This window comes from Limnohabitans sp. (assembly GCF_017848645.1).
Lineage (GTDB): Bacteria > Pseudomonadota > Gammaproteobacteria > Burkholderiales > Burkholderiaceae_C > Limnohabitans_A.
Genome location: NZ_JAFEIF010000082.1, coordinates 1 through 19103 on the forward strand (window position 1 = coordinate 1; position 19103 = coordinate 19103).

General features: G+C 63.1%; 21 protein-coding genes. 2 read left to right on the top strand and 19 right to left on the bottom strand.

What is annotated here, in order from left to right:
* From QZ190_RS17305 to rfbB, 15 genes are all read right to left on the bottom strand, one after another.
* The coding region (locus tag QZ190_RS17305; protein ID WP_291918932.1) for a hypothetical protein at positions 1-213 on the bottom strand (213 nt) is incomplete at its 3' end.
* Complete coding sequence (gspM, locus tag QZ190_RS17310; protein ID WP_291918934.1) at positions 210-764, bottom strand: type II secretion system protein GspM; 555 nt, start codon at positions 762-764, stop codon at positions 210-212. The genes QZ190_RS17305 and gspM, both read right to left, overlap by 4 nt.
* Entirely contained in the window at positions 761-2053 is a 1293-nt protein-coding gene (locus QZ190_RS17315; protein ID WP_291918936.1) for a PilN domain-containing protein, read from the bottom strand. The genes gspM and QZ190_RS17315 overlap by 4 nt, the downstream gene beginning before the upstream one ends.
* Positions 2054-2058: 5 nt before the next feature.
* On the bottom strand, positions 2059-2922 hold the full coding sequence (locus QZ190_RS17320; RefSeq protein ID WP_291918938.1) for a general secretion pathway protein GspK: 864 nt from the start codon (positions 2920-2922) through the stop codon (positions 2059-2061).
* Positions 2919-3620 carry a prepilin-type N-terminal cleavage/methylation domain-containing protein gene (locus QZ190_RS17325; RefSeq protein WP_291918940.1) on the bottom strand — a complete coding sequence of 234 codons (702 nt, stop codon included), beginning with the start codon at positions 3618-3620 and terminating at the stop codon, positions 2919-2921. The genes QZ190_RS17320 and QZ190_RS17325 overlap by 4 nt, the downstream gene beginning before the upstream one ends.
* Positions 3617-4054, bottom strand: a complete 438-nt coding sequence (locus QZ190_RS17330; RefSeq protein ID WP_291918941.1) for a type II secretion system protein — start codon at positions 4052-4054, stop codon at positions 3617-3619. Before QZ190_RS17330 ends, QZ190_RS17325 begins: the two co-directional genes overlap by 4 nt.
* Positions 4051-4515, bottom strand: coding sequence for a GspH/FimT family pseudopilin (locus tag QZ190_RS17335; RefSeq protein ID WP_291918943.1), 465 nt, complete (start codon positions 4513-4515; stop codon positions 4051-4053). Before QZ190_RS17335 ends, QZ190_RS17330 begins: the two co-directional genes overlap by 4 nt.
* 19 nt (positions 4516-4534) lie before the next feature.
* Positions 4535-4975 carry a type II secretion system major pseudopilin GspG gene (gene gspG, locus QZ190_RS17340; RefSeq protein WP_291918945.1) on the bottom strand — a complete coding sequence of 147 codons (441 nt, stop codon included), beginning with the start codon at positions 4973-4975 and terminating at the stop codon, positions 4535-4537.
* A 28-nt stretch (positions 4976-5003) separates the two neighbouring features.
* Positions 5004-6263, bottom strand: a complete 1260-nt coding sequence (locus tag QZ190_RS17345; RefSeq protein WP_291918947.1) for a type II secretion system F family protein — start codon at positions 6261-6263, stop codon at positions 5004-5006.
* A complete protein-coding gene (gspE, locus tag QZ190_RS17350; protein ID WP_291918949.1) occupies positions 6256-7974 on the bottom strand; it encodes a type II secretion system ATPase GspE in 1719 nt (572 codons plus the stop codon). The genes QZ190_RS17345 and gspE overlap by 8 nt, the downstream gene beginning before the upstream one ends.
* A gap of 226 nt (positions 7975-8200) precedes the next feature.
* Entirely contained in the window at positions 8201-10000 is a 1800-nt protein-coding gene (locus tag QZ190_RS17355) for a serine hydrolase (protein WP_291918951.1), read from the bottom strand.
* 95 nt (positions 10001-10095) lie between these two features.
* Positions 10096-10728, bottom strand: a complete 633-nt coding sequence (gene slmA / locus QZ190_RS17360) for a nucleoid occlusion factor SlmA (protein WP_291918952.1) — start codon at positions 10726-10728, stop codon at positions 10096-10098.
* Positions 10729-10772: 44 nt separating this feature from the next.
* Positions 10773-11672 (bottom strand): acetylglutamate kinase, encoded by a 900-nt coding sequence (argB, locus tag QZ190_RS17365; protein ID WP_291918954.1) that lies wholly within the window; start codon positions 11670-11672, stop codon positions 10773-10775.
* A 91-nt stretch (positions 11673-11763) separates the two neighbouring features.
* Positions 11764-12654: a dTDP-4-dehydrorhamnose reductase gene (gene rfbD, locus QZ190_RS17370; protein WP_291918956.1), complete on the bottom strand. Its 891-nt coding sequence runs from the start codon at positions 12652-12654 to the stop codon at positions 11764-11766.
* On the bottom strand, positions 12651-13721 hold the full coding sequence (rfbB, locus tag QZ190_RS17375; protein ID WP_291918958.1) for a dTDP-glucose 4,6-dehydratase: 1071 nt from the start codon (positions 13719-13721) through the stop codon (positions 12651-12653). The genes rfbD and rfbB overlap by 4 nt, the downstream gene beginning before the upstream one ends.
* Before the next feature lie 148 nt (positions 13722-13869).
* Here rfbB and QZ190_RS17380 point away from each other — a divergent pair, with 148 nt between their 5' ends.
* Together QZ190_RS17380 and QZ190_RS17385 are read left to right on the top strand one after the other, a co-directional pair.
* Positions 13870-14430 carry a phasin family protein gene (locus QZ190_RS17380; RefSeq protein WP_291918959.1) on the top strand — a complete coding sequence of 187 codons (561 nt, stop codon included), beginning with the start codon at positions 13870-13872 and terminating at the stop codon, positions 14428-14430.
* A gap of 21 nt (positions 14431-14451) precedes the next feature.
* Complete coding sequence (locus QZ190_RS17385) at positions 14452-15120, top strand: TetR/AcrR family transcriptional regulator (RefSeq protein ID WP_291918961.1); 669 nt, start codon at positions 14452-14454, stop codon at positions 15118-15120.
* Positions 15121-15135: 15 nt separating this feature from the next.
* Here QZ190_RS17385 and QZ190_RS17390 read toward each other — a convergent pair whose 3' ends face one another.
* The 4 genes from QZ190_RS17390 to QZ190_RS17405 form a co-directional block, all read right to left on the bottom strand.
* Positions 15136-15900 (bottom strand): type III pantothenate kinase, encoded by a 765-nt coding sequence (locus QZ190_RS17390; protein WP_291918963.1) that lies wholly within the window; start codon positions 15898-15900, stop codon positions 15136-15138.
* 53 nt (positions 15901-15953) lie between these two features.
* Positions 15954-16409 carry a polymer-forming cytoskeletal protein gene (locus tag QZ190_RS17395; RefSeq protein WP_291918964.1) on the bottom strand — a complete coding sequence of 152 codons (456 nt, stop codon included), beginning with the start codon at positions 16407-16409 and terminating at the stop codon, positions 15954-15956.
* A gap of 30 nt (positions 16410-16439) precedes the next feature.
* A complete protein-coding gene (locus tag QZ190_RS17400) occupies positions 16440-17381 on the bottom strand; it encodes a M23 family metallopeptidase (protein WP_291918966.1) in 942 nt (313 codons plus the stop codon).
* Between the two features lie 288 nt (positions 17382-17669).
* Positions 17670-19088: an amidase gene (locus QZ190_RS17405; RefSeq protein WP_291918968.1), complete on the bottom strand. Its 1419-nt coding sequence runs from the start codon at positions 19086-19088 to the stop codon at positions 17670-17672.
* Positions 19089-19103 lie beyond the last annotated feature (15 nt).

The window sequence follows — 19103 nt, forward strand, 5'->3', positions numbered from 1 at the left end:
GGCCAGAATGCCGGGGTAGGCGTTGGGGTTGCCCGCGTTGGGGTCGGCTTTGAGGGCCAAGGCAGGCAAGGCGATCTCGGGCGACACGGCCGTTGGGGCTTGCCAGATCAGTTCGGCTCGGGGTTGGGCATTCTCGTCGAGCCACAGGCTCGCGAGTCCACCTGCCAACGCGAGGTTAACCAAGGCCAGCAGGTGCAAAGGTCCGACGTTCATGAGCGCGCCCGCACGACAAAGAAGTTGAATTGCGCGCCCAAGCGTTGGTTGCTGGCGGGCCTGACCGCGCCGATGGTCTGCAGGGTCCAGTTTTCTAGGCCGATGACCGGGCTTTGTGTGGCCAGCAGGGTCAGGGCGTTGTGGATGCCCGCCAAATCGCCTTCCACCCGCAGGTTGATGGGGATGCGGTCAAAGTGCGGGCCTTCCTTGACAGGCAAGACCTGGATGCTGCCGATGTCGAGCTTGCTGTCGGCAAAAATGCTGCGTATGCGTTGCTGGGCTTCGCTGCCCGTTTGGGCCGCATCTTGCGCAGCCGGGAAAGCCAGGCGCGCCGTGATCTGGTTGGCTTCGTTGGCGAACTGACCGATGTCTTCACGTCGGGCGACCAGCCCCAACAGGCGGGCGTAACGGGGTTCGGCTTGTTCGATGCGTTTTTGCGCCAGCTCATGCTTGTCTGCGGCATACAGACCCAGCCACACCAGGGGGGCCAGCAACAAGGCCAGCGTGAGCATTTGCAGCCCAAAGATTCGGTTAAAGCGGGGTGGGCTCATGGCTTCTTGCTCGGGGCTACGGGTACGGCCAGCGGGTTGGCGGGCAACGCTTGGGGCTTTGCGGGTGTCGCAGCTGGCGAGGGTTTGGCGGCGCTGGATGCAGGCGCTGCTGCAGCGGAGGCCGCAGCTGGTGATGAAGCAGCTGCTTTTGCGGCGCTGGCCGCTGCGGGCGCAGGCACCGAGGCTGCTGGTGCGGGTGCCGAAGCAGCAAGGCTGGCCGGATCAGCCGCAGCAAGCGGTCGGGCAGCAGCCCACAAATCGGGGTCGATGCTGAATTCGATGGTGAAAGATTCGCGGGTGGCCCCCGGGGGCTTGGTCGCTGGGGCCGGGGCACGCACGTCTTTGAGGCCAGGGGTGGTGCTCAGCTGCTTCATGAGCGAGGAGGTGTTGACGGTTTGCCCAGACAGACTGACTTTGTTGCCCTGCACTTGAACGCTGAGCAAGGAGGTGTCGTCTGCCAAGGCTTCGGTGATCAACTGCAGCACGGGCATGGGCGGTGTGCTGGAAGCCAGCATGTCGCTCAGCTGGCCCAGTTTTTCTGTGGCCAGTGTGAACGCCTCCCTTTCGGAGAGGACAGGAATGGCTTTTTGCTGCAGTGCGGACAGCGCGGCCTCGGCCTGTTTGGAGCGCAAATACAGCTGCAAACTGGGTGTGGCGGCCATGGTGGCTACCAGTGCCAAGGCGACCAGGAGCAAGGTGGCGCTGGCCCAGCGCCAGGCCGTGCTGCGGCTTTGGCGGCGGCCTTCGGCGAACCCTGGCACCAAGACATGGTGACCGTTCTGCGTTTGGGGGACCCAGACTTCAAAGTTGTCGAGTGACGCCGCCGGATCGGTGGCCGCCAAATGCGCCGCGATGAGTGGCCGCGAGCTCAGGGCGGCGTGCACTTGGAGGCTGACGCCGCCATCGATGGCCTGGCTTTCGTAGGTCCACACGAGGTCTTCTGGCGCAAAGGGGCTATAGGCCTGCAGTTGCAGCGCCAGGGCCGACTCCAGTTCGGCTTGCGCCAGCATGGGCAAAACCAGGCTGCGGCGCAGCAAAATGTCTTCGGGCAGCACGATGGCCTGAAACCGGGTTTTTGGCTGGCCAGAAGGGGCCGTTTGGGCAGGGGTGTCGGGGCCACGGCTGATGGCTTGCTGGCCGTCGGGCAGCCACAAGCGCACCTGGGGCTGAGGCCACAGCCATGCGAGCACAGGCCAATCCAGCATGCCTCGCCAAGCGGTCACGAAATCGCGGCCCAGGGGGGCCAGGTCCAGGCCAAACAATCGGGCGTCTTTTTGAAGGCTGGGCATGGGGATCAGTTCTGGGCAGAAGCGTTGTTGGACAAGGACTGGTGTTTGCCCAACACGCGCCAGGGCAGGCCGGTGCGGCTGTCTTCTTGGCCCATGACGTCCCAGCTGCGAATCAGTCGGCCCCCACTGGCCATAGGCATGGTGACCGTCAGCCTGATGCTGCTGGAGAGGCTGGTTTCGATGAAGGCGGGGTTCAAAGCCGTGGTGTCCATCCCGGTCAGGGGTACGTTGCGGTTGGCATACAGAGCGGCCGCTCTGACTGCATCGCCCCCAGTGAGCACCTGGAGCACGGACACAGGTGCCGCCAAGGGGTTGACGCGTCCGCTGCCGTCTTTGAGGTCGGCGGTGACAAGGTCGCGAATAATAGCATAGAGGTCATAGGTCATTCCCGGCACACGCAGCAGGTCTTCCGGGGCATCAAACTTGGCTTGAAACGCTTTGGCATTGGTTGTTTGCCGGGTTTGCACCGTGGCTTGCGCCAGCGCCTGGGCGGTGTCGTTGGGCAGCTGTCCGGCCACGGCAAACAGTTGGGCCAAGAGCGCGGGCTGCGCGTTGTTGATGTCGATCAGGCCGTTCAAGGTGCTGACCTGCGCTGTATAAGTTTGCCCTGCAAAATCAAAGTTGGCACTTTGGTTGGCTTGGGCAACAGGATTGGGTTGGAAATACAGGCTTTGCAGGGCCAACAACACCACGGCGTCGGCCTGGGTTTGGGCCTGGAGGACTTGGCGCTGTTGACCGCTGCTGGTGGTTTCGGTGCGCACCGACTTGACCACGCCGGTGATGATGAGCCCCATGGCAGCGACCAGCCACAGCACGGCAATGAGGGCCAAACCACGGGAGGACTGGGGGTGGCTGCGGTTCGGCTTCATCGTCTGCCTCCGCCGACCACCACCAAATTAATGTTGCTGTCGCTTTGCGCCGAGGGCTGTATGGGCAAAACCCACTCAGGCCAGGCACCTTGGGCGTCGCTGATGAGCAGGCGCACACGCTCGGGCAAGGCGTCGGTGACGGGCCAGCCGTCTTGCCAGCCTTGCGGCCAGGGTTTGCGGGTGTCGTTCATGTCCGGGGGCAGGCCTTGGGCCTGGATGGCGAAGGTCTGGACTTGTTTGACCAGCACGCGCGATTCGGTGGCCGACCAGTCGGGCAGCACAAAGTCGGGGTTCCAGGGGGCGTAGCGCAAGATGAGTTGCGGGCCTTGGGGGCCTTCTTCCATGCTGAGCCTGAAGAAGTGCCTGCCGCCCACATCGGGCCGGGCGGGCAAGATGCCGACCCAGGTCAGGCTGTCGGGCGTGGCCTGAAAGGGCACGGTTTGCTGGCCCGGGGTGTTGGGCAGGTCGATGGTTTGCCCCGATACCCGCCCGAGGGTGGTTTGTAAAAAGTGGCGCACCACCCGGATCTCGCCCATGCGGTCGATTCGTTTGTCGACGCGGTCTTCGGTTTGGGCCATGCCGCGCAGGGCCACGCCCAGGCCGACCATGATGATGGACAGCAGGCTCATGACGACGAGCAACTCCAGCAAGGTAAAGCCCTGCTGCCGGGCTGCTGGCGGGATGTTGGGCCGGGTCATCGGACCGTGCTCCCCGGGGGTGGTTTTTGCTCGGGCAGCAGGGTCACGGCTTGCAGGCGGCCGGTGCGTGCGCCCATCGGCCAGCTGATCTCGATCTGAATTTCGTGCAGGGGAATGGCTTTGGGGCCATTGAGGCCTGTGGGGTAAGGGCTGCTGCGCACTTGCCAGTTGTAGCCGCCGCTTTCGCCGGATTCGTTCCAGCCGTCGGCACGAACAACCTGGCGGCTGGCCAGCAGGGATTCGGCCAGCCAGGTGGCTTGCTGGTGCTGCGAGACGTCGGAGACGCTGCGCAGGCTGCCCCCGGCCACGCGGTACAGCAGGCCCAAGGACATGGCCATGATGCTGAAGGCCACCAGCAGTTCGAGCAGCGAAAAGCCGCCTTGCCGCCGGGCGGCCGCCCTGCCCTGCCCTGGTTTGCACGAGGGGCCGGTCATGGTGTACGGGCTTCCTGGATGATTTGGCCGAGCAGCCAGTCCACCCGGATGCGGGTGCCCTGCCCTGTGGGCCGCACCACGTCGACCACGCCGCCCGTAGAGCCACCGTCGGGCAAGAAGACGATGCGGGCCTGGGTGTCGGCGCTTTGCCCTGTGCGTGAGCCGACGGTGGTGGTCAGGGCCACAGAGGCCGGGATTTTTTGGGTGGCCGCGCCTTCGGGGCCGAATTGTTTGGCCGCCAGGTCGATGGTGAAGGCCATGGGCTGGCCTTGCTGGATGGCTTTGAGTCGGGTTTGGCGCAAGCCGGTGACCAGGCCGCGCACGGTGTCGCGGTATTGGCTGGCCGCTTGCAGGCGGTCAAAGGCGGGCGGGGCTACGCCCACCAGCAAGGCACCGATGGCCATGACCACCAGCAGCTCGATCAGCGTGAAGCCACGGCTGCGAGCGGCGCGGGTGTGCATGGTCAATGGGCTGAGGGCATCAAGGTTGGTTGCGGATGTCGGCGTTTTCGCCCTCGCCGCCCGGCGCACCGTCAGCGCCCAAAGAGATGATTTCAGCGCCGCCATTGGCGGCTGGGCTGGCGTATTTGTAGGGCTTGCCCCAAGGGTCGTTGGGCACGTTGCCCTTGATGTAGGGGCCGTTCCAACCGGTGGCGTTGGCGGGCTTGGCCGCCAGGCCAGCCAGGCCTTCTTCGGTGGTGGGGAAGCGGCCGACATCGAGCTTGAAGAGTTCGAGGGATTTTTCGAGGTCGTTGATTTGCACGCCAGCGGTTTTGGATTTGGCACCCCCCAACTGCCCCAGCACGCGTGGACCGACCAGGCCGGCCAACAGGGTCAGGATGGCCAGAACCACCAGGAGCTCGATGAGGGTGAAGCCTTTTTGGCGCTGGCGCTTGGGGCGGGAAACTGTGGTTTTGTGCATGGCAATCTGCTCTTGAAGAGGCAAAAAATTATACGGCGAGGTCATTCACAGAAAGAATGCCCAGCAAGATGGAGACGATGATGGCGGCGATGAGGACGCCCAAAACCAGAATCAGCAGGGGCTCGAGCATGGTCAGGCCGCGCTTGATGCCGTTTTCAACATCGCTGTTGAAGATGCGGGCGATCTCCAACAACATGGGGCCGGTGCGGCCGGTTTCTTCGCCGACCCGCACCAGGTTGATGGCCAGTGGCTCAAAAATGCCACTGCCTTGCAAAGCGTCCACCATTTTGCCACCGGCTTTGACTTTGCCGGACACTGGGTCCAGGGCTTTACGTAAATTGACATTGCCCACGGTTTGGGTGGCGATGTGCAAGGCGGTCAACAAAGGCACGCCGTTGCCCAGCAAGGTGCCAAAGGAGCGGGTGAACAGGGTCAGGTTGTATTTGAGGACGAGTTTGCCCAGCAAGGGGGTTTGCAAGGCTTTGGCCTGGGTCCACTGCTGGCCGCCGGGCGATCGCATCCAGCGGCGCACCAGCCAGAACAGCGCGAGCAAGACCACCGCCATGACAGGCGCGTAGTCGGTGAAGGCTTTGCCCACGACCATGACGAAGCGTGTGGGCGCGGGCAAGGCGTCGCCCATGTCGTTGAACAGGGTCTCGAATTGCGGCACCACAAAGCCCAGCATGGCGACCAGCGAGATGACGGCCACGCCAAGCAAGATGCAGGGGTAGATGATGGCCGAGATGACGCTTTCGCGCAGGGCTTTGAGGCGTTCGAGGTGTTCGACCAGGCGCTCGAGCACGGCGCTGATCTGGCCACTGGCTTCGCCCGAGCGGATCATGTTGATGTAGAAGTCGCTGAACTGCTGCGGGTGCTTGGCCAGGGCTTTGCTCAAGGTGGATCCGCCCTTGACGTCTTCGAGCAGGGTTTGGGTCAGCTTCATCATGCTGGGCTTGGCATTCATGCCAATGAGCACGCGCAGGGCGTTGTCCAGCGCCAGCCCGGCTTTGAGCATGATGGACAGTTCGCTAGACATGACCAGGATGTCGGCCTGGGTGATTTTTTGGTTGGACAGCAGGCGCGACAGGCGCGAGGGTTCGCCGCCGTGCAAGGATTTGAACTTGCCAGCAGGGTCAGCCGCCGCCGCGGCCCCGGCCTCGTTGATGCTCAGCAGGGTCAGGCCCTGGCTGCGCAGCTGCTGCATGGCACGGGCCTGGCTGGGGGCGCTCAGGCGGCCTTCGAGGATGCTGGCGTCGGCGCGGGCCGCTTTCCAGACGTAATCAGGCATCGGACTGGTCCTCGGTCACGCGCAGCAGTTCGTCGAGGGTGGTGACACCGTCGGCCACTTTGCGCAGGCCGTCTTCGTACAGGGTGTGCATGCCCGCCGCCGTGGCTTTGGTGTGCAGCGAGGCCGAGTCCAGACCGTCGAGGATGCCTCGGCGCATGACGTCGTCCATGACCAGCAGTTCGTGGATGCCGGTGCGGCCCGAGTAGCCGGTTTGGCGGCAGTGGGGGCAGCCCACGGCGCGCCAGAGTTTGGGGGTCTTCAGGCCCAGCCGGTCCATGCCGGCGTCTTTGACCACTTTGGGGTCGGGCACGTAGTCTTGTTTGCAGTGTTGGCACAGGCGGCGCACCAGGCGCTGCGACAGCACGCCATTGACCGAAGAGGTGATGAGGTAGGGCTCGACGCCCATGTCTTGCAGCCGGATGATGGCGCCAGCGGCGGTGTTGGTGTGCAAAGTAGACAGCACCAGGTGGCCCGTGAGGGCGGACTGCACGGCGATTTGCGCGGTTTCGGTGTCACGCATTTCGCCGATCATGATGATGTCGGGGTCTTGCCGCAGGATGGAGCGCAGGGCGCGGGCAAAGCTCAGGCCGATTTGCTGGTGCACCTGGATTTGGTTGATGCCTTCGAGCTGGTATTCGACCGGCTCTTCGACGGTGATGATTTTGTGGGCGTCCGAGTCGATTTTGGACAGGGCCGCGTACAGCGTGGTGGTTTTGCCCGAGCCGGTGGGGCCGGTGACCAGCACGATGCCGTGCGGCCTGGCCAGCAGCTGGTTGAAGCGCTCCAGGGTGTCGGCTTCGAAGCCCATGGATTCGAGGCTGTAGCGCACGCTGGTGCGGTCGAGCACGCGCATGACCACGCTTTCGCCGTGCACCGTGGGCACGGTGGACACACGCAGGTCGAGTTCGCGGCCTTTGACGCGGGTTTTGATGCGGCCGTCTTGGGGCAGGCGGCGCTCGGCGATGTCCAGGTGCGCCATGAGCTTGACCCGCGAGTTGACAGCAGGGCTGAGCTGGGGCGAGACGATGTCTTCGGTGCGGATGACGCCGTCGACCCGGTAGCGCACATGCAGGCCGTCGTCAAAGGGTTCGAGGTGGATGTCGGAGGCGCGCATGTCGATGACGCGGCCGATGATGACGTTGACCAGACGGATGACGGGTGCTTCGCTGGCCAGGTCGCGCAGGTGTTCGACGAAGTCGCCCACATCGGTGTCGAACACGTCGTCTTCGCCGCGCTCGGGCTCGTCCTGGCTGGTCAGGGCTTTTTCGATGTCGGACGGGTTGGCCACGCAGGGGCGGATGGTTTGCCCAGTGGCCAGGCGCAAGGCCTTGAGGACAAAGGCGTCGTCGGCCACGGCCATGGCCAGGCTGAGGCCCGACTCGTCAAGCTTGAGGGGGTAGATCAGGTGCGTGCGCAGGAAGTCGGGCTGCAAGCCTTCGACTTCGGGCATGACGTCAGGGAATTCGTCGGCGGCCACAAAGGGCAGCTGCAACAGTTCGGCCAGGGCCTGGGTGACGTCGGCCTCGGACACGAGGCCGAGGTTGACCAGAACTTGCTCAAGCACGCTGGCGGTTTCGTCGCGGGCGTTGAGCGCACGGTCGAGGTCGCGGGCCGAGATTTTGCCCTGGCTGACCAGCAAGTCGCCCAGACGTGACCTGGGCACAGCGGCGGTCAGGTCCGTGGAAGCGGGGGCGGTGGACAGTGCGGTCATGGGGACATCGTCGAAAGCTGAATAGCGATGGATGTTACCCCAGTCCCCCTAGTCCCCACAGTCAACACCTGCTCACTGCAAGTGATACGTCTCGATGGCGCTGAAATACCCGCGCTGCTCTTGTTTTGGGTCAACCCGGGCGAAGACCCGGGGTTCATGGTGCAACGTTGCACTTTGCCACCGCGCCCTGCCAGCTCTGGGACTCGGCCTCATGGGCTGAGGGGGATCAGTTTCTGGGCTTGCTGCCCAGGCGCATCCAGTCCCGCGCAATTGGATAGACCAAGTCCATCTGGCGGTCGGCCGAGTTGCTGAACATCATGAAAATCCTGGAGTTGCCCGTTTCTGTACTCCAGCCAATGCGTTGACCGCCGTAGCCTGCAGCCCAAAAGCTCTGGGGCACCATGGCGTTTTCAGTGAAGGTGAAGTAACCGTAACCGGACATGTGGTTGACCAGGCTGGGGGCTCTGATTTGGGTGCTGCCCATGTCCCGAATGAAACGGCCAAAGCAGCTGTCTTTCTGGCGCTCTTTGTCAATGTAAATGGCCAGCCTGATCCAATCGATCAGCGCCAAGCGCATGCCGTCGTTGGCTCCTCGAAAATAACCACTGCGATCGGTTGCAAAAATGGCCGAATGCTCGGCATCGGCGGGGGCCAACAATTGCTCTTGCATCCAGCGGGTGGCAGGCATACCAACTGTTCTTTCCAGCATCATGGCCACGGTGTAGGGGTCGCGTGACTTGTAGCTGAAACGTTCACCGGGCTTGATTTTGGAAAACACGCCCCGCTGAGCCGTGGATTGGCTGGGTGTGGCCAGCAATCGCTCAAGGTTGCCAGCGCCTTCGAGGTGAAAGCGCGTTTCTTCTGCGGTGGTCCCCAAGTAGTCGCGTTCGCCAGGTTCGGTGGTGCCCGAGGCCATCATGAGCAAGTCGCGCAATGTGGCGGCTCCCAAATCGGTGCCAGACAGGGCGGGGATCGCCGCATCGGCACGTTGACCTAGGCTCAATCGACCTGAGCAGATGGCTTTGCCCGCAGCGAGTGCGGTCATGGTCTTGGCCATGCTGGCACTCATCAAGCGTGAGTCCAGGCGGATGCCCCCTGTAGCGGTGATGCTCACGATTTCCCCGGCGTCCAGCAAGACCAGTACCCGTGACTCGATCTGCTGCATCAGTGCTTCGGCGCGCTGGACGATTGGCGCTTCTGCGGGAGAGGCTGGGCGCACGGGTACAGGCTGAGCTTGCGGACGCGGGGTGGTGCGGTAGTGCCAGGGTTGGCCTGAACCCAATAGCCAATCTTCAGGCAAATAAAGCACACCCCCCTCTCCCAAGGGTGCGCCACCTGGCCCTGGCGTGGTAGCTGCCTGGTTTTTGGGTGGTATTTTGGGCGCGACCTCTCTGATCTGAAAATTTTTGTGGTTGAGGCTGGTGTTGCTGAGAGATGGCGTGCCTTGGTCAATTGCTGCGGTCGTGGTGATGCCTGTGGTGCGACTGAGGGAGGCGCTGCACCGCTCTCGCACCCTGGTTTTGCCATCTGCCGCGAACATTTGCCCCTGGAGTTCCAGTGTGCCGTTGGGGGCATGGCCACTCAGGCGTGTGACCCACCGGGTCTCGGTGTCGGATCGACGTCGCCCTTGAGATTGGATGTCCAGCTGACCCGATGGTGCCAGTTGATAGGAAAAAGTTTCCACGGTCTGCCCATCTGTACGATCGGTTGTGCCCGAAATGCCGGAGACCGTCAACGTCAGCGGGATGGTGAAGCTGGGGCTGCGATTTGCGGTGTTTTCAGAACAGGTCAATGCACCGGTCCAACGGCCGTCCAGCGCACTGGCCAAGGCCAATGGACTGGTAAGGCCTGCCAAAGCACAGGCGACGGCGGCCACGGCCTTGGCCAAGCTCAGCCCAGACTCGTCGAGTTTGAGGGGACTGATCAGGTAAGTGCGCAGGGAATCAGGCTGCAGGCCGTCAACTTCTGCCCCGGGTACTTCTGAGGTCAGGTCCTTAGGAGCAGGAGCGATGGACAGAGCGGTCATAGGGCGTTCAGATAGGCTGGAAGCCATGATGTTAACGGCTCGCACCTGAAGGTGCCACACCTGTCAGCCCCGGCACGATGCAGGTTGGATGGCGCTTACAACATCCGCGCCAACGCCGCCTGTAAGTGCTCGGACGGCAAGCGCTTGAAGCCCGTGCGGGCAAAGCGCTGCAGGCGGCCTTGCATGAAGGCCACGAGCACGGAAGCGGCTACTTGCGCATCGGCTGTGGAAGAAGTGGCCGATGTAGCCGAGTCGCTGGTTTTGAGGGACTGGCGCAGCTGCGCTTCGATCTTGTCAAAGAGCAAGTTGATGCGCTCTTGCAGGCGTTCGTGCTCTAGCACCAGAGCGTCGCCGATCATGACGCGGCTCATGCCGGGGTTTTTCTCGGCGAACTGAAACAACAGCGCCACGATGCGGCCGGCTTGCTGGGGGCCTGCGCTTTCGCGGTCGGTGACCTGGCGGATCAGGCCCATGGTGGACTGGTCGACAAAGTCAATCAGGCCCTCGAACATTTGCGCCTTGCTGGCAAAGTGGCGGTACAGGGCGGCTTCGCTCACGCCGATTTTGGCGGCCAGGCCGGCCGTGGTCACACGTTCGGCACCGGGCTGCTCCAGCATGGCAGCCAGGGTTTGCAAGATTTGCAAACGGCGCTCGCCCGGCTTGGGGCGCTTGCGCGTGGGGGCCGACTCTTCGTCGGCCATGGGCTCGTGTTGTTCTTGATCTGACATGTCATCCCCTTGTTGTTCGAGCCGCCCGTGTTGGCGGTGCTGCTTTAACGGCTGCGGATCATGGTGCCGAAGGCTTGCTCCGACAACACTTCCAGCAGCATGGCGTGGGGCACGCGGCCATCGATGATGTGCACCGCATTCACGCCGCTCTTGGCTGCGTCCAGGGCCCCCGCAATCTTGGGGATCATGCCGCCGCTGATGGTGCCGTCGGCGCACAGCTCGTCGATGCGGCTGGGGGTCAGCTCGGTCAGCAACTGGCCTTGCTTGTCGAGCACGCCCCGGATGTTGGTGAGCATGAGCAATTTTTCGGCCTGCAGCACAGTGGCCAGCTTGGCGGCCACCACGTCGGCGTTGATGTTGTAGCTTTCGTTGTTGACGCCAAAGCCAATCGGGCTGACCACCGGGATGAAGGCGTCGTCCTGCAAGCACTGGAGGATGGACGGGTCGATGCTTTCGATCTCACCGACCTGGCCCACGTCGTGTTCTTTGGTGGGGTCTTGGCTGTCCACCAGGCGCAGTTTTTTGGCGCGGATCAGGCCGCCGTCGCGGCCCGTGAGGCCCACGGCTTTGCCGCCTGCGCGGTTGATCATGCCCACGATGTCTTGCTGCACTTCTCCGCCCAGCACCCACTCGACCACTTCCATGGTCTCGGCATCGGTCACGCGCATGCCCTGGATGAATTCACCGGTTTTGCCCAAGCGCTTCAAGGCGGTTTCGATTTGCGGGCCGCCGCCGTGCACCACCACCGGGTTCATGCCGACCAGCTTGAGCAGCACCACGTCTTCGGCAAAGGCCTGCTGCAAGGCCGGGTCGGTCATGGCGTTGCCGCCGTACTTGATGACCAGCGTCTTGCCATGGAACTTGCGGATGTAGGGCATGGCCTGGGCCAGGATCTGGGCCTGGTCATGCGGCGCAACGGTGGGGGCAAGGGTGGTGTCGGTCATGTCAGAAAAACTTCAGCAAATGGGCCAATGAAAAGAGTCGGGTGCAGCCAGCGCACACGTTCGGACAATTGTGCCGCAAGCGCATGGCGCATCAGAGGATCTCGGCCAGCATGCGGTTGACACCCTGCTGCCATGGCGACAGCACCAGGCCAAAGGCGTTTTGCAACTTGTGCGTGGCCAGGCGCGAGTTGAGCGGGCGCTGCGCGGGCGTCGGAAAGGCCGAGGTAGGCACGGGGGCGATCTCGCTCACCTTCAAGGCCAAACCGGGCTGAAGCAGCCGGGCCTGCGCGATCACATGGCTGGCGTAGCCGTGCCAGGTGGTCTGACCACCGGCCACCAAGTGGTACAGCCCGCCCAGCGCGGGCTGCTGCAAACTGGCCCGGATGGCGTGCGCGGTCACATCGGCGATCTGGTCGGCTCCGGTGGGTGCGCCGAACTGGTCGTCAATGACGGTGAGGCGCTCGCGTTCGGCGGCCAGGCGCAGCATGGTCTTGGCAAAGTTGTCGCCCCGCGCGGCGTAGACCCAACTGGTGCGAAAGATCAGGTGCGCACAGCCGCTGGCCACAATGGCTTGCTCGCCTTCGCGCTTGGTCTGGCCGTACACGCTGAGCGGCCCGATGGCGTCTTCTTCTTGCCACGGGTTTTGGCCCTGGCCGTTGAACACGTAGTCCGTGGAGTAATGCACCAGCAAGGCCCCGATTTGTGCGGCCGCCTGCGCCAGCGCGGCGGGCGCGGTGGCATTCAGGCAACGGGCCAGCTCGGGCTCGCTTTCGGCTTTGTCCACTGCGGTGTGGGCCGCGGCGTTGACGACCACATCCGGCTGGTAGTCCCGCACCGTTTGCGCCAGGCGCTCGGGCTGGCTCAGGTCACCACAAAAGTCGCTGCTGTGGCGGTCCAGCGCCAACACCTCGCCCAAGGGGGCCAGGCTGCGTTGCAGCTCCCAGCCGACCTGGCCGTTTTTGCCCAGCAGCAGGATCTTCATGACTGGCGTCCTGCATAGTTCTGATTGACCCACTCGCGGTAAGCGCCGCTTTGCACATGCTGCACCCACTCGGGGTTGGCCAGGTACCACTCGACCGTTTTGCGGATGCCGGTGTCAAAGGTTTCGGCCGGCTTCCAGCCCAGCTCGGCTTCGAGCTTGCGGGCGTCAATCGCGTAGCGCCGGTCGTGGCCCGGGCGGTCGGTGACGTAGGTGATTTGACTGGCGTAAGAGCCGCCGTCGGCCTTGGGGCGCATCTCGTCGAGCAGCTGGCAGATGGTCTGCACGATCTCGATGTTGGGCTTTTCGTTCCAGCCGCCCACGTTGTAGACCTCGCCCAAGCGACCGGCTTCGAGCACGCGGCGAATCGCGCTGCAGTGGTCCTTGACGTAGAGCCAATCGCGGATTTGCATGCCGTCACCATACACCGGCAGGGGTTTGCCCGCCAGGGCGTTGACGATCATCAGCGGGATGAGTTTTTCGGGGAAATGGTAGGGGCCGTAGTTGTTGCTGCAGTTGGTGGTGAGCACCGGCAAGCCGTAGGTGTGGTGCCAGGCGCGCACCAGGTGGTCAGATGCCGCCTTGCTCGCGCTGTAGGGGCTGTTGGGCTCGTAGCGGTGGGTTTCGGTAAAGGCCGGATCGCCCTTGGACAAAGAGCCGTACACCTCGTCGGTGGAGACGTGCAGAAAGCGGAACGCCGCTTTGTCGGTCTCCGGCAATGCGCCCCAATAGCCACGCACTGCTTCAAGCATGTTGAAGGTGCCCACGATGTTGGTCTGGATGAACTCGCCCGGGCCGTGGATGGAGCGGTCCACATGGCTTTCGGCAGCAAAGTTGACCACCGCACGCGGTTGGTGCTCGGCCAACAGGCGGCTGACCAAGGCGGTGTCGCCGATGTCGCCTTGCACCAGCTGGTGGCGTGCATCGCCTTGCAAGCTGGCCAGGGTTTCCGGGTTGCCCGCGTAGGTCAGTTTGTCGAGGTTGATGATGGCCTCGTTGCTGGTGGCCAGCCAGTCGAGCACGAAGTTGGCGCCAATAAAACCTGCGCCGCCGGTCACCAGAAGGGTCATGTGAAATGAAAAAGTCCGGGCGCAACGGGCGCTGCACCACCTATGTTGGATTTTAGAAGCTTTGAAAGTTCTTTCGCCCCGCGCCTTCAATGCTTTCGATCTTCCGCACGCTCAGGTTAAAGTGGTGACCTCATTGAGGAAATGACCCATGGCCACACCCAAGCCCCCCAAAAGCCAAGCCACCCCTGCGCAGCCGACCGCTCAAGCCTTTGCGCCGCCCGCTCAACAGGTGTGGCTGGCGGGCCTAGGGGCCATGGCCAAAGCGCAGGAGCAAGGCAGCAAAGCCATGGAAGCACTGCTGAGCGATGGTCTGGCCTTTCAACGCAAAAGTCAGGCCGAAGCCCAGCAACGCCTGCAGGAAGCGACCGAACGCCTGGGCCACCTGGCCAGCGACTTTGGGCAAAACGCATCCGGGCGTGTGGACAAACTGGAGCACCTGTTTGAAGACCGTGTGGCCAAAGCCTTGCACCGGTTGGGCATGCCTTCCTTGCTGGACATCCAGATGCTGAGCGAGCGCGTGGCGCAACTGGAGTCTCAGTTGTTGGCCTTGCAATCCGGGCGCAGCGCCCCGGCTGACCCTGGCAGCCCGCCCAAAACAAGCCCGGCGATCAAAAAAGCCGCCCCGAAGTCGACCAAGCCGCGCACCCCATCGGCAGCACCTGCCAGAACTGCCGCACCTTCCACGCGTTCGCGCAAAAAATCGGCCTGACCCCAAGCGCGCCACCCGCACATGGCCAAAAAAGCCCCCCGCCGCACCGCCGAGCGCATAGCGCAGGTGACGCTGGAGCTGTTCAACCGCTTTGGTGAGCCCAATGTCTCGACCACGCTGATTTCGGCCGAGCTGGGCATCAGCCCGGGCAATCTGTACTACCACTTTCCCTCCAAGGACGCCTTGGTCAACCAGCTGTTTGACCAGTACGAAGCGGCCATGTTGTCTTTGCTCGATGCCGCGCCCGATGTGCGCGATGTGGAGGACACCTGGTTTTTCCTGCATTCACTGTTTGAGCAGGTGTGGAACCACCGCTTTTTGTACCGCGACCTGAACAACCTGCTGTCTGGCAACCGCCACCTGGAAACGCACTTTCATGCAGTGCTGGAGCGCAAAACCTTGGCCTTTCGGCAGATGCTGGAATCCTTAGGTGCAGTGGGCCTGATGCGCATGGATGCCGACAACATCGAGACCCTGTCGGCGAGTCTGTCGGTGATGGTGACTTATTGGCTCAGTTACGAATATGTGCGCAACCCACGCCAGGCCATGGAGCCCGCCAGCGCCGGACTGGCATTGACACGGGGGGCGCAGCATGTGTTGGCGCTGTTGACGCCTTACATGGCCGATGCGCAAGTGCAGCAGCACCTGCAGGCATTGACGGCGGCCTACAGCGCGCCAAGCGTGGCCTGAGCCGAGGCCTCTGGATCAGTCAAAGCGCTGCGCGGCCAGCGCCAGCAGACCATCAAAGATCAGGTTGTCCACCAGCTCAAAACGCACGGACATGCTGGGGGCCATTTTCCAGCCGGCACCGCCGGTCATGATGCACACGGGCTCTAGCCCGGTGTGCTCTCGCAGGTGTTGCACCATGCGTTCGCAGGCCCCGGCAATGGCATAGGTGCCGCCGCTGGTCAGGGCGTCGCTGGTGTTGGTGGGAAAGGGCCTGACATCGCCCGTGGGCACATGCAAACCGGCCGTGCCGGACTCCAGGGCACGCAGCATGATGCCGTGGCCGGGCAGGATCAGACCGCCCAGAAAGCGGCCCTGCTCGTCGATGGCCTCGACCGTCACGGCCGTGCCGACCATGACCACCACCAAAGGGCGCGACTGGCCCGTGGCCAGCATGCGGTGACGCGCTCCGATCATGGCCACCCAACGGTCAGACCCTAGCCGCGAAGGGTGGTCGTAGCCGTTGGTCAGCCCCGCCTCCTGCGCACTGGGCACCACCCATTGGGGGGTGAAGTCCCACAGCTCCATTTGCTCTTGCACACGGCGCTTGATGGCGTCACCGGCCACCACGCAGCCGAGCATCTGATCGGGCTTGGGCAGGCTGGACCAAGGGCCTTCAGACAGGCGATCGATGTTTTCGAGGAATTCGGCGCCGTGCGCCAGCAGTTGGCCCTGGGGGCTCGGTTGGTCGTACAGCGCCCATTTCAGGCGCGTGTTGCCCACATCGATGGCTAAAAATGTCATCTACCGATGATAATGAATTTCAGTCACCGAAACGGGGGCACTTGGCCTTTGACTCAACCGTTGACGCCAGCGTTTTGCGCCTTGCGGATGGCGTCTTGTGCATCCCGGTCTGACCGTGTGGGCGTGTCAGACCCGTCCACCTGCAAGAGCAAGCCCAAGAGCTTGGCCCCATGCTCCACTGCCATGGAGGCGTATTTGATGTCACCCTGGACCAGGGCGCTGGCCATCAACTCCACCCGCTCATATGCATGGATGTTGCCTGCCACTTTGCCCGCCACGATGATGCGGCCGGCCAGAACATCACCTTGAACCTCGCCGTTGGGCCCGATCACCACGGAAATCGCCAGGTCTCTGGGCGCTTCGATGTTGCCCACAACCTTGCCATCGATGCGCACACTTTCCTGCAAACGCAGGCATCCATGGATTTCAGCGTGGCGACCAATCAGGGTGTCAAACTTTTCCTGACTCATCACCAAAGGGGTGTGGGCGGTTTTCTTTTTGCCAAACATGCGCGTCTCCTTTTGTTGAATTCGTGGGGTTCAGGACTGGGCCCATGCGGCCAAGGCTTTGGCTGGGTGCATGGCACGTCCTTTGTAAATCACTTCGTAATGTAAATGAGGTCCAGTTGATCGCCCAGTGTTGCCCAAAGTTCCCACCGCATCATGGCGCTCAATCACATCCTGGGGCTTGACCTGAATGGTCTTGAGGTGGGCGTAGCGTGTGACGAATCCATCGGCGTGGGCCACCTCCACCATGTGACCGTAAGCGCCTGCAAATTCTGCACGCAGCACCACGCCGGCCGCCGTGGCCAACACGGGCGTTCCGATCGGCGCCACAAAATCGATGCCTTCATGCATGCTGGGCAAGTGGGTGAGGGGGTCGGCACGAACGCCAAAGGAGCTGCTCAGCAGAAAGTCCCCCGAAAGCGGCAGCACGGTTGGCAAGAGATCCAGCCGTCCCAAATCGCTTTGCCAGCGCACCTGCATGTCCGCCATGGCCTGGTCGTAGTGGCGCATTTGCGCCAGGGACTGATCGAGTTGGTGGTTCAGCTTCCTCGACGAAAAGCCCCAAGTGGTCAACAGGTTCATGGGGCCACCCCGGCCGGCCAAGGTCTCACGCCCTGAGGGCCCAGTAAAGGACAGCAGCTTTTCGATGCCCAAACGCCCCAGAACCTTGTCTTTGATGGCCTCAAGTTCGTGCAAGCGTTCGGACACACCACTCAACTGCTGGTTCAGAACGTCCAGTTTCTCGCGGTAAATGGCCTCCACTCTTTGTTGCTCGCTTTGGCTGGTCACCCCGCCCATGCGATGGGCCAGCTCGGGCACGTATTCGACGGCCACCCTCAAACCAATCAAGTGAAACAAAAAACCCAGGAGCACCAGAAAGCTGGACACGGCGGCCAAAGCGGTCAATACGGTGCGGGTGGTGATGGACAGAGTGACCACCTTGGCCGCCGGACCTGCTACCCAAATCAATTGCATACGCGCTCCAAGAGATCTCAACCCGATTTAGACAAGCTTTATTTATACCAAAAGTATTCATCAAGTCAATCCGCCACAGGGCGTTTTGACACAAGGACTCATGGCTTGTTTTCATGGGAAAAGTGCTTTGGGCAGCTCGGTGGGCATGGGGTGGCGTCGCACCCCATCGTTGGGCGCACGGTGTGCCCGCCACAGTGACGTGGCCGCATTCACACCAAAACGGGCACAGGCGAAAACGGGCGGCCAGAACGGGCGGCCTGAACGCCGCCGCGCGCCCGGCTCAGGGCTTCACAAAACGGGTCTGGCCACCGGCATGACCGACTCGTAAGCCCGGGCGGCACGCAGCACCAAGGCGTCGCCAAACATCGGCCCCACGATCTGCAGGCCCATGGGCAGGCCGCTGCGGGTCAGGCCGCAGGGCACGGTGATGGCGGGCTGTTGGGTGAGGTTGAAGGGGTAGCTGAAGGGTGTCCAGCCCAGCATCGAAACCGGGTTCATGGCCACTGTACCAGCGGCACGCGCCTCGAACGCGGGGATCGATACAGCGGGGGTGACCAGCAGGTCATAACGCTGCATGAACTGGCGCATGTGCGAGCCCAACACGCCACGGCGTTGGTTGAGCTGTTGAATTTGCAAGGCGCTGAGCTGCGCCCCCAGCTCGGCCTCGGTCTGGAAGTCGGGGTCGGCCACGGCCTGCTGTTCGGCACTCAAGCCTTTCCAGACGGTGTAGGCCCCCAAAAACCACAGGCCTGTGGTGATCTCGAGCGGGTCTTCAAATCCGGGATCGATCTGCTCCACATGAGCGCCCAGCGCTTGCAGTTGCTGCACAGCAGCTTCAACCGCAGCGGCGATTTCGGGGTGCACGTTGTTCGCATAGCCCAAGGTGGGCGAGTAGGCAATGCGCAGGCCTCGGATGCCGTCTTCCAGGCCCACGGTGTAGTCGCTGGCATCTGGAGGCAGCGATGTCCAGTCGCGGGCATCGGGCTGCTTGAGCACGTTGGTCATCAAGGCGGCGTCACGCACGCTCATGGTGTGTGGGCCGAGGTGCGCCACCGAGCCAAAGGGTGACAAGGGGTAAGCGGGCACCCGGCCAAAGCTAGGCTTCAAGCCCACATTGCCGCAAAAGGCCGCCGGGATGCGCACGCTGCCCGCGCCGTCGGTGCCCACGCCAATGGGCCCCAGGCCTGCGGCCACGGCAGCGGCCGTGCCGCCCGAAGAGCCGCCGGGCGTGTGGTTGAGGTTCCAGGGGTTGCGTGTGATGCCGGTGGCGGGTGAATTGGTCTCGCCCTTGCAGCCAAACTCGGGCGTGGTGGTTTTGCCCACCAAGACCGCCCCCGCTTCGCGCAGGCGGGCGGTGGCTGGGGCGTCCACATCCCAGGGCTGGTTCGGGTCAATGGTGCGGCTGCCGCGCAGGGTGGGCCAGCCTTGGGTCAGGATCAGGTCCTTGATGGACGTGGGCACGCCGTCCAAAGCGCCCACGGGCGTGCCTTGCTGGCGGTGCGCCTGCCAGCGCGCTTCGCTGGCACGGGCGCTGGCCAAAGCCGCTGGTTCGTCGACCAGGCAAAAGGCATTGATTTGCGGGTTGACCCGCTCGATGCGCGAGAGCACCGCCTGCGTCACCTCGACCGGCGAGGCCTGGCCGCTGCGGTACAGCGCCAGCAGTTCGTGGGCGGGAGCTTGGGTCAGGTCTTGGGGTGTCGCGCTCATGGGTGTGCCTCTTCA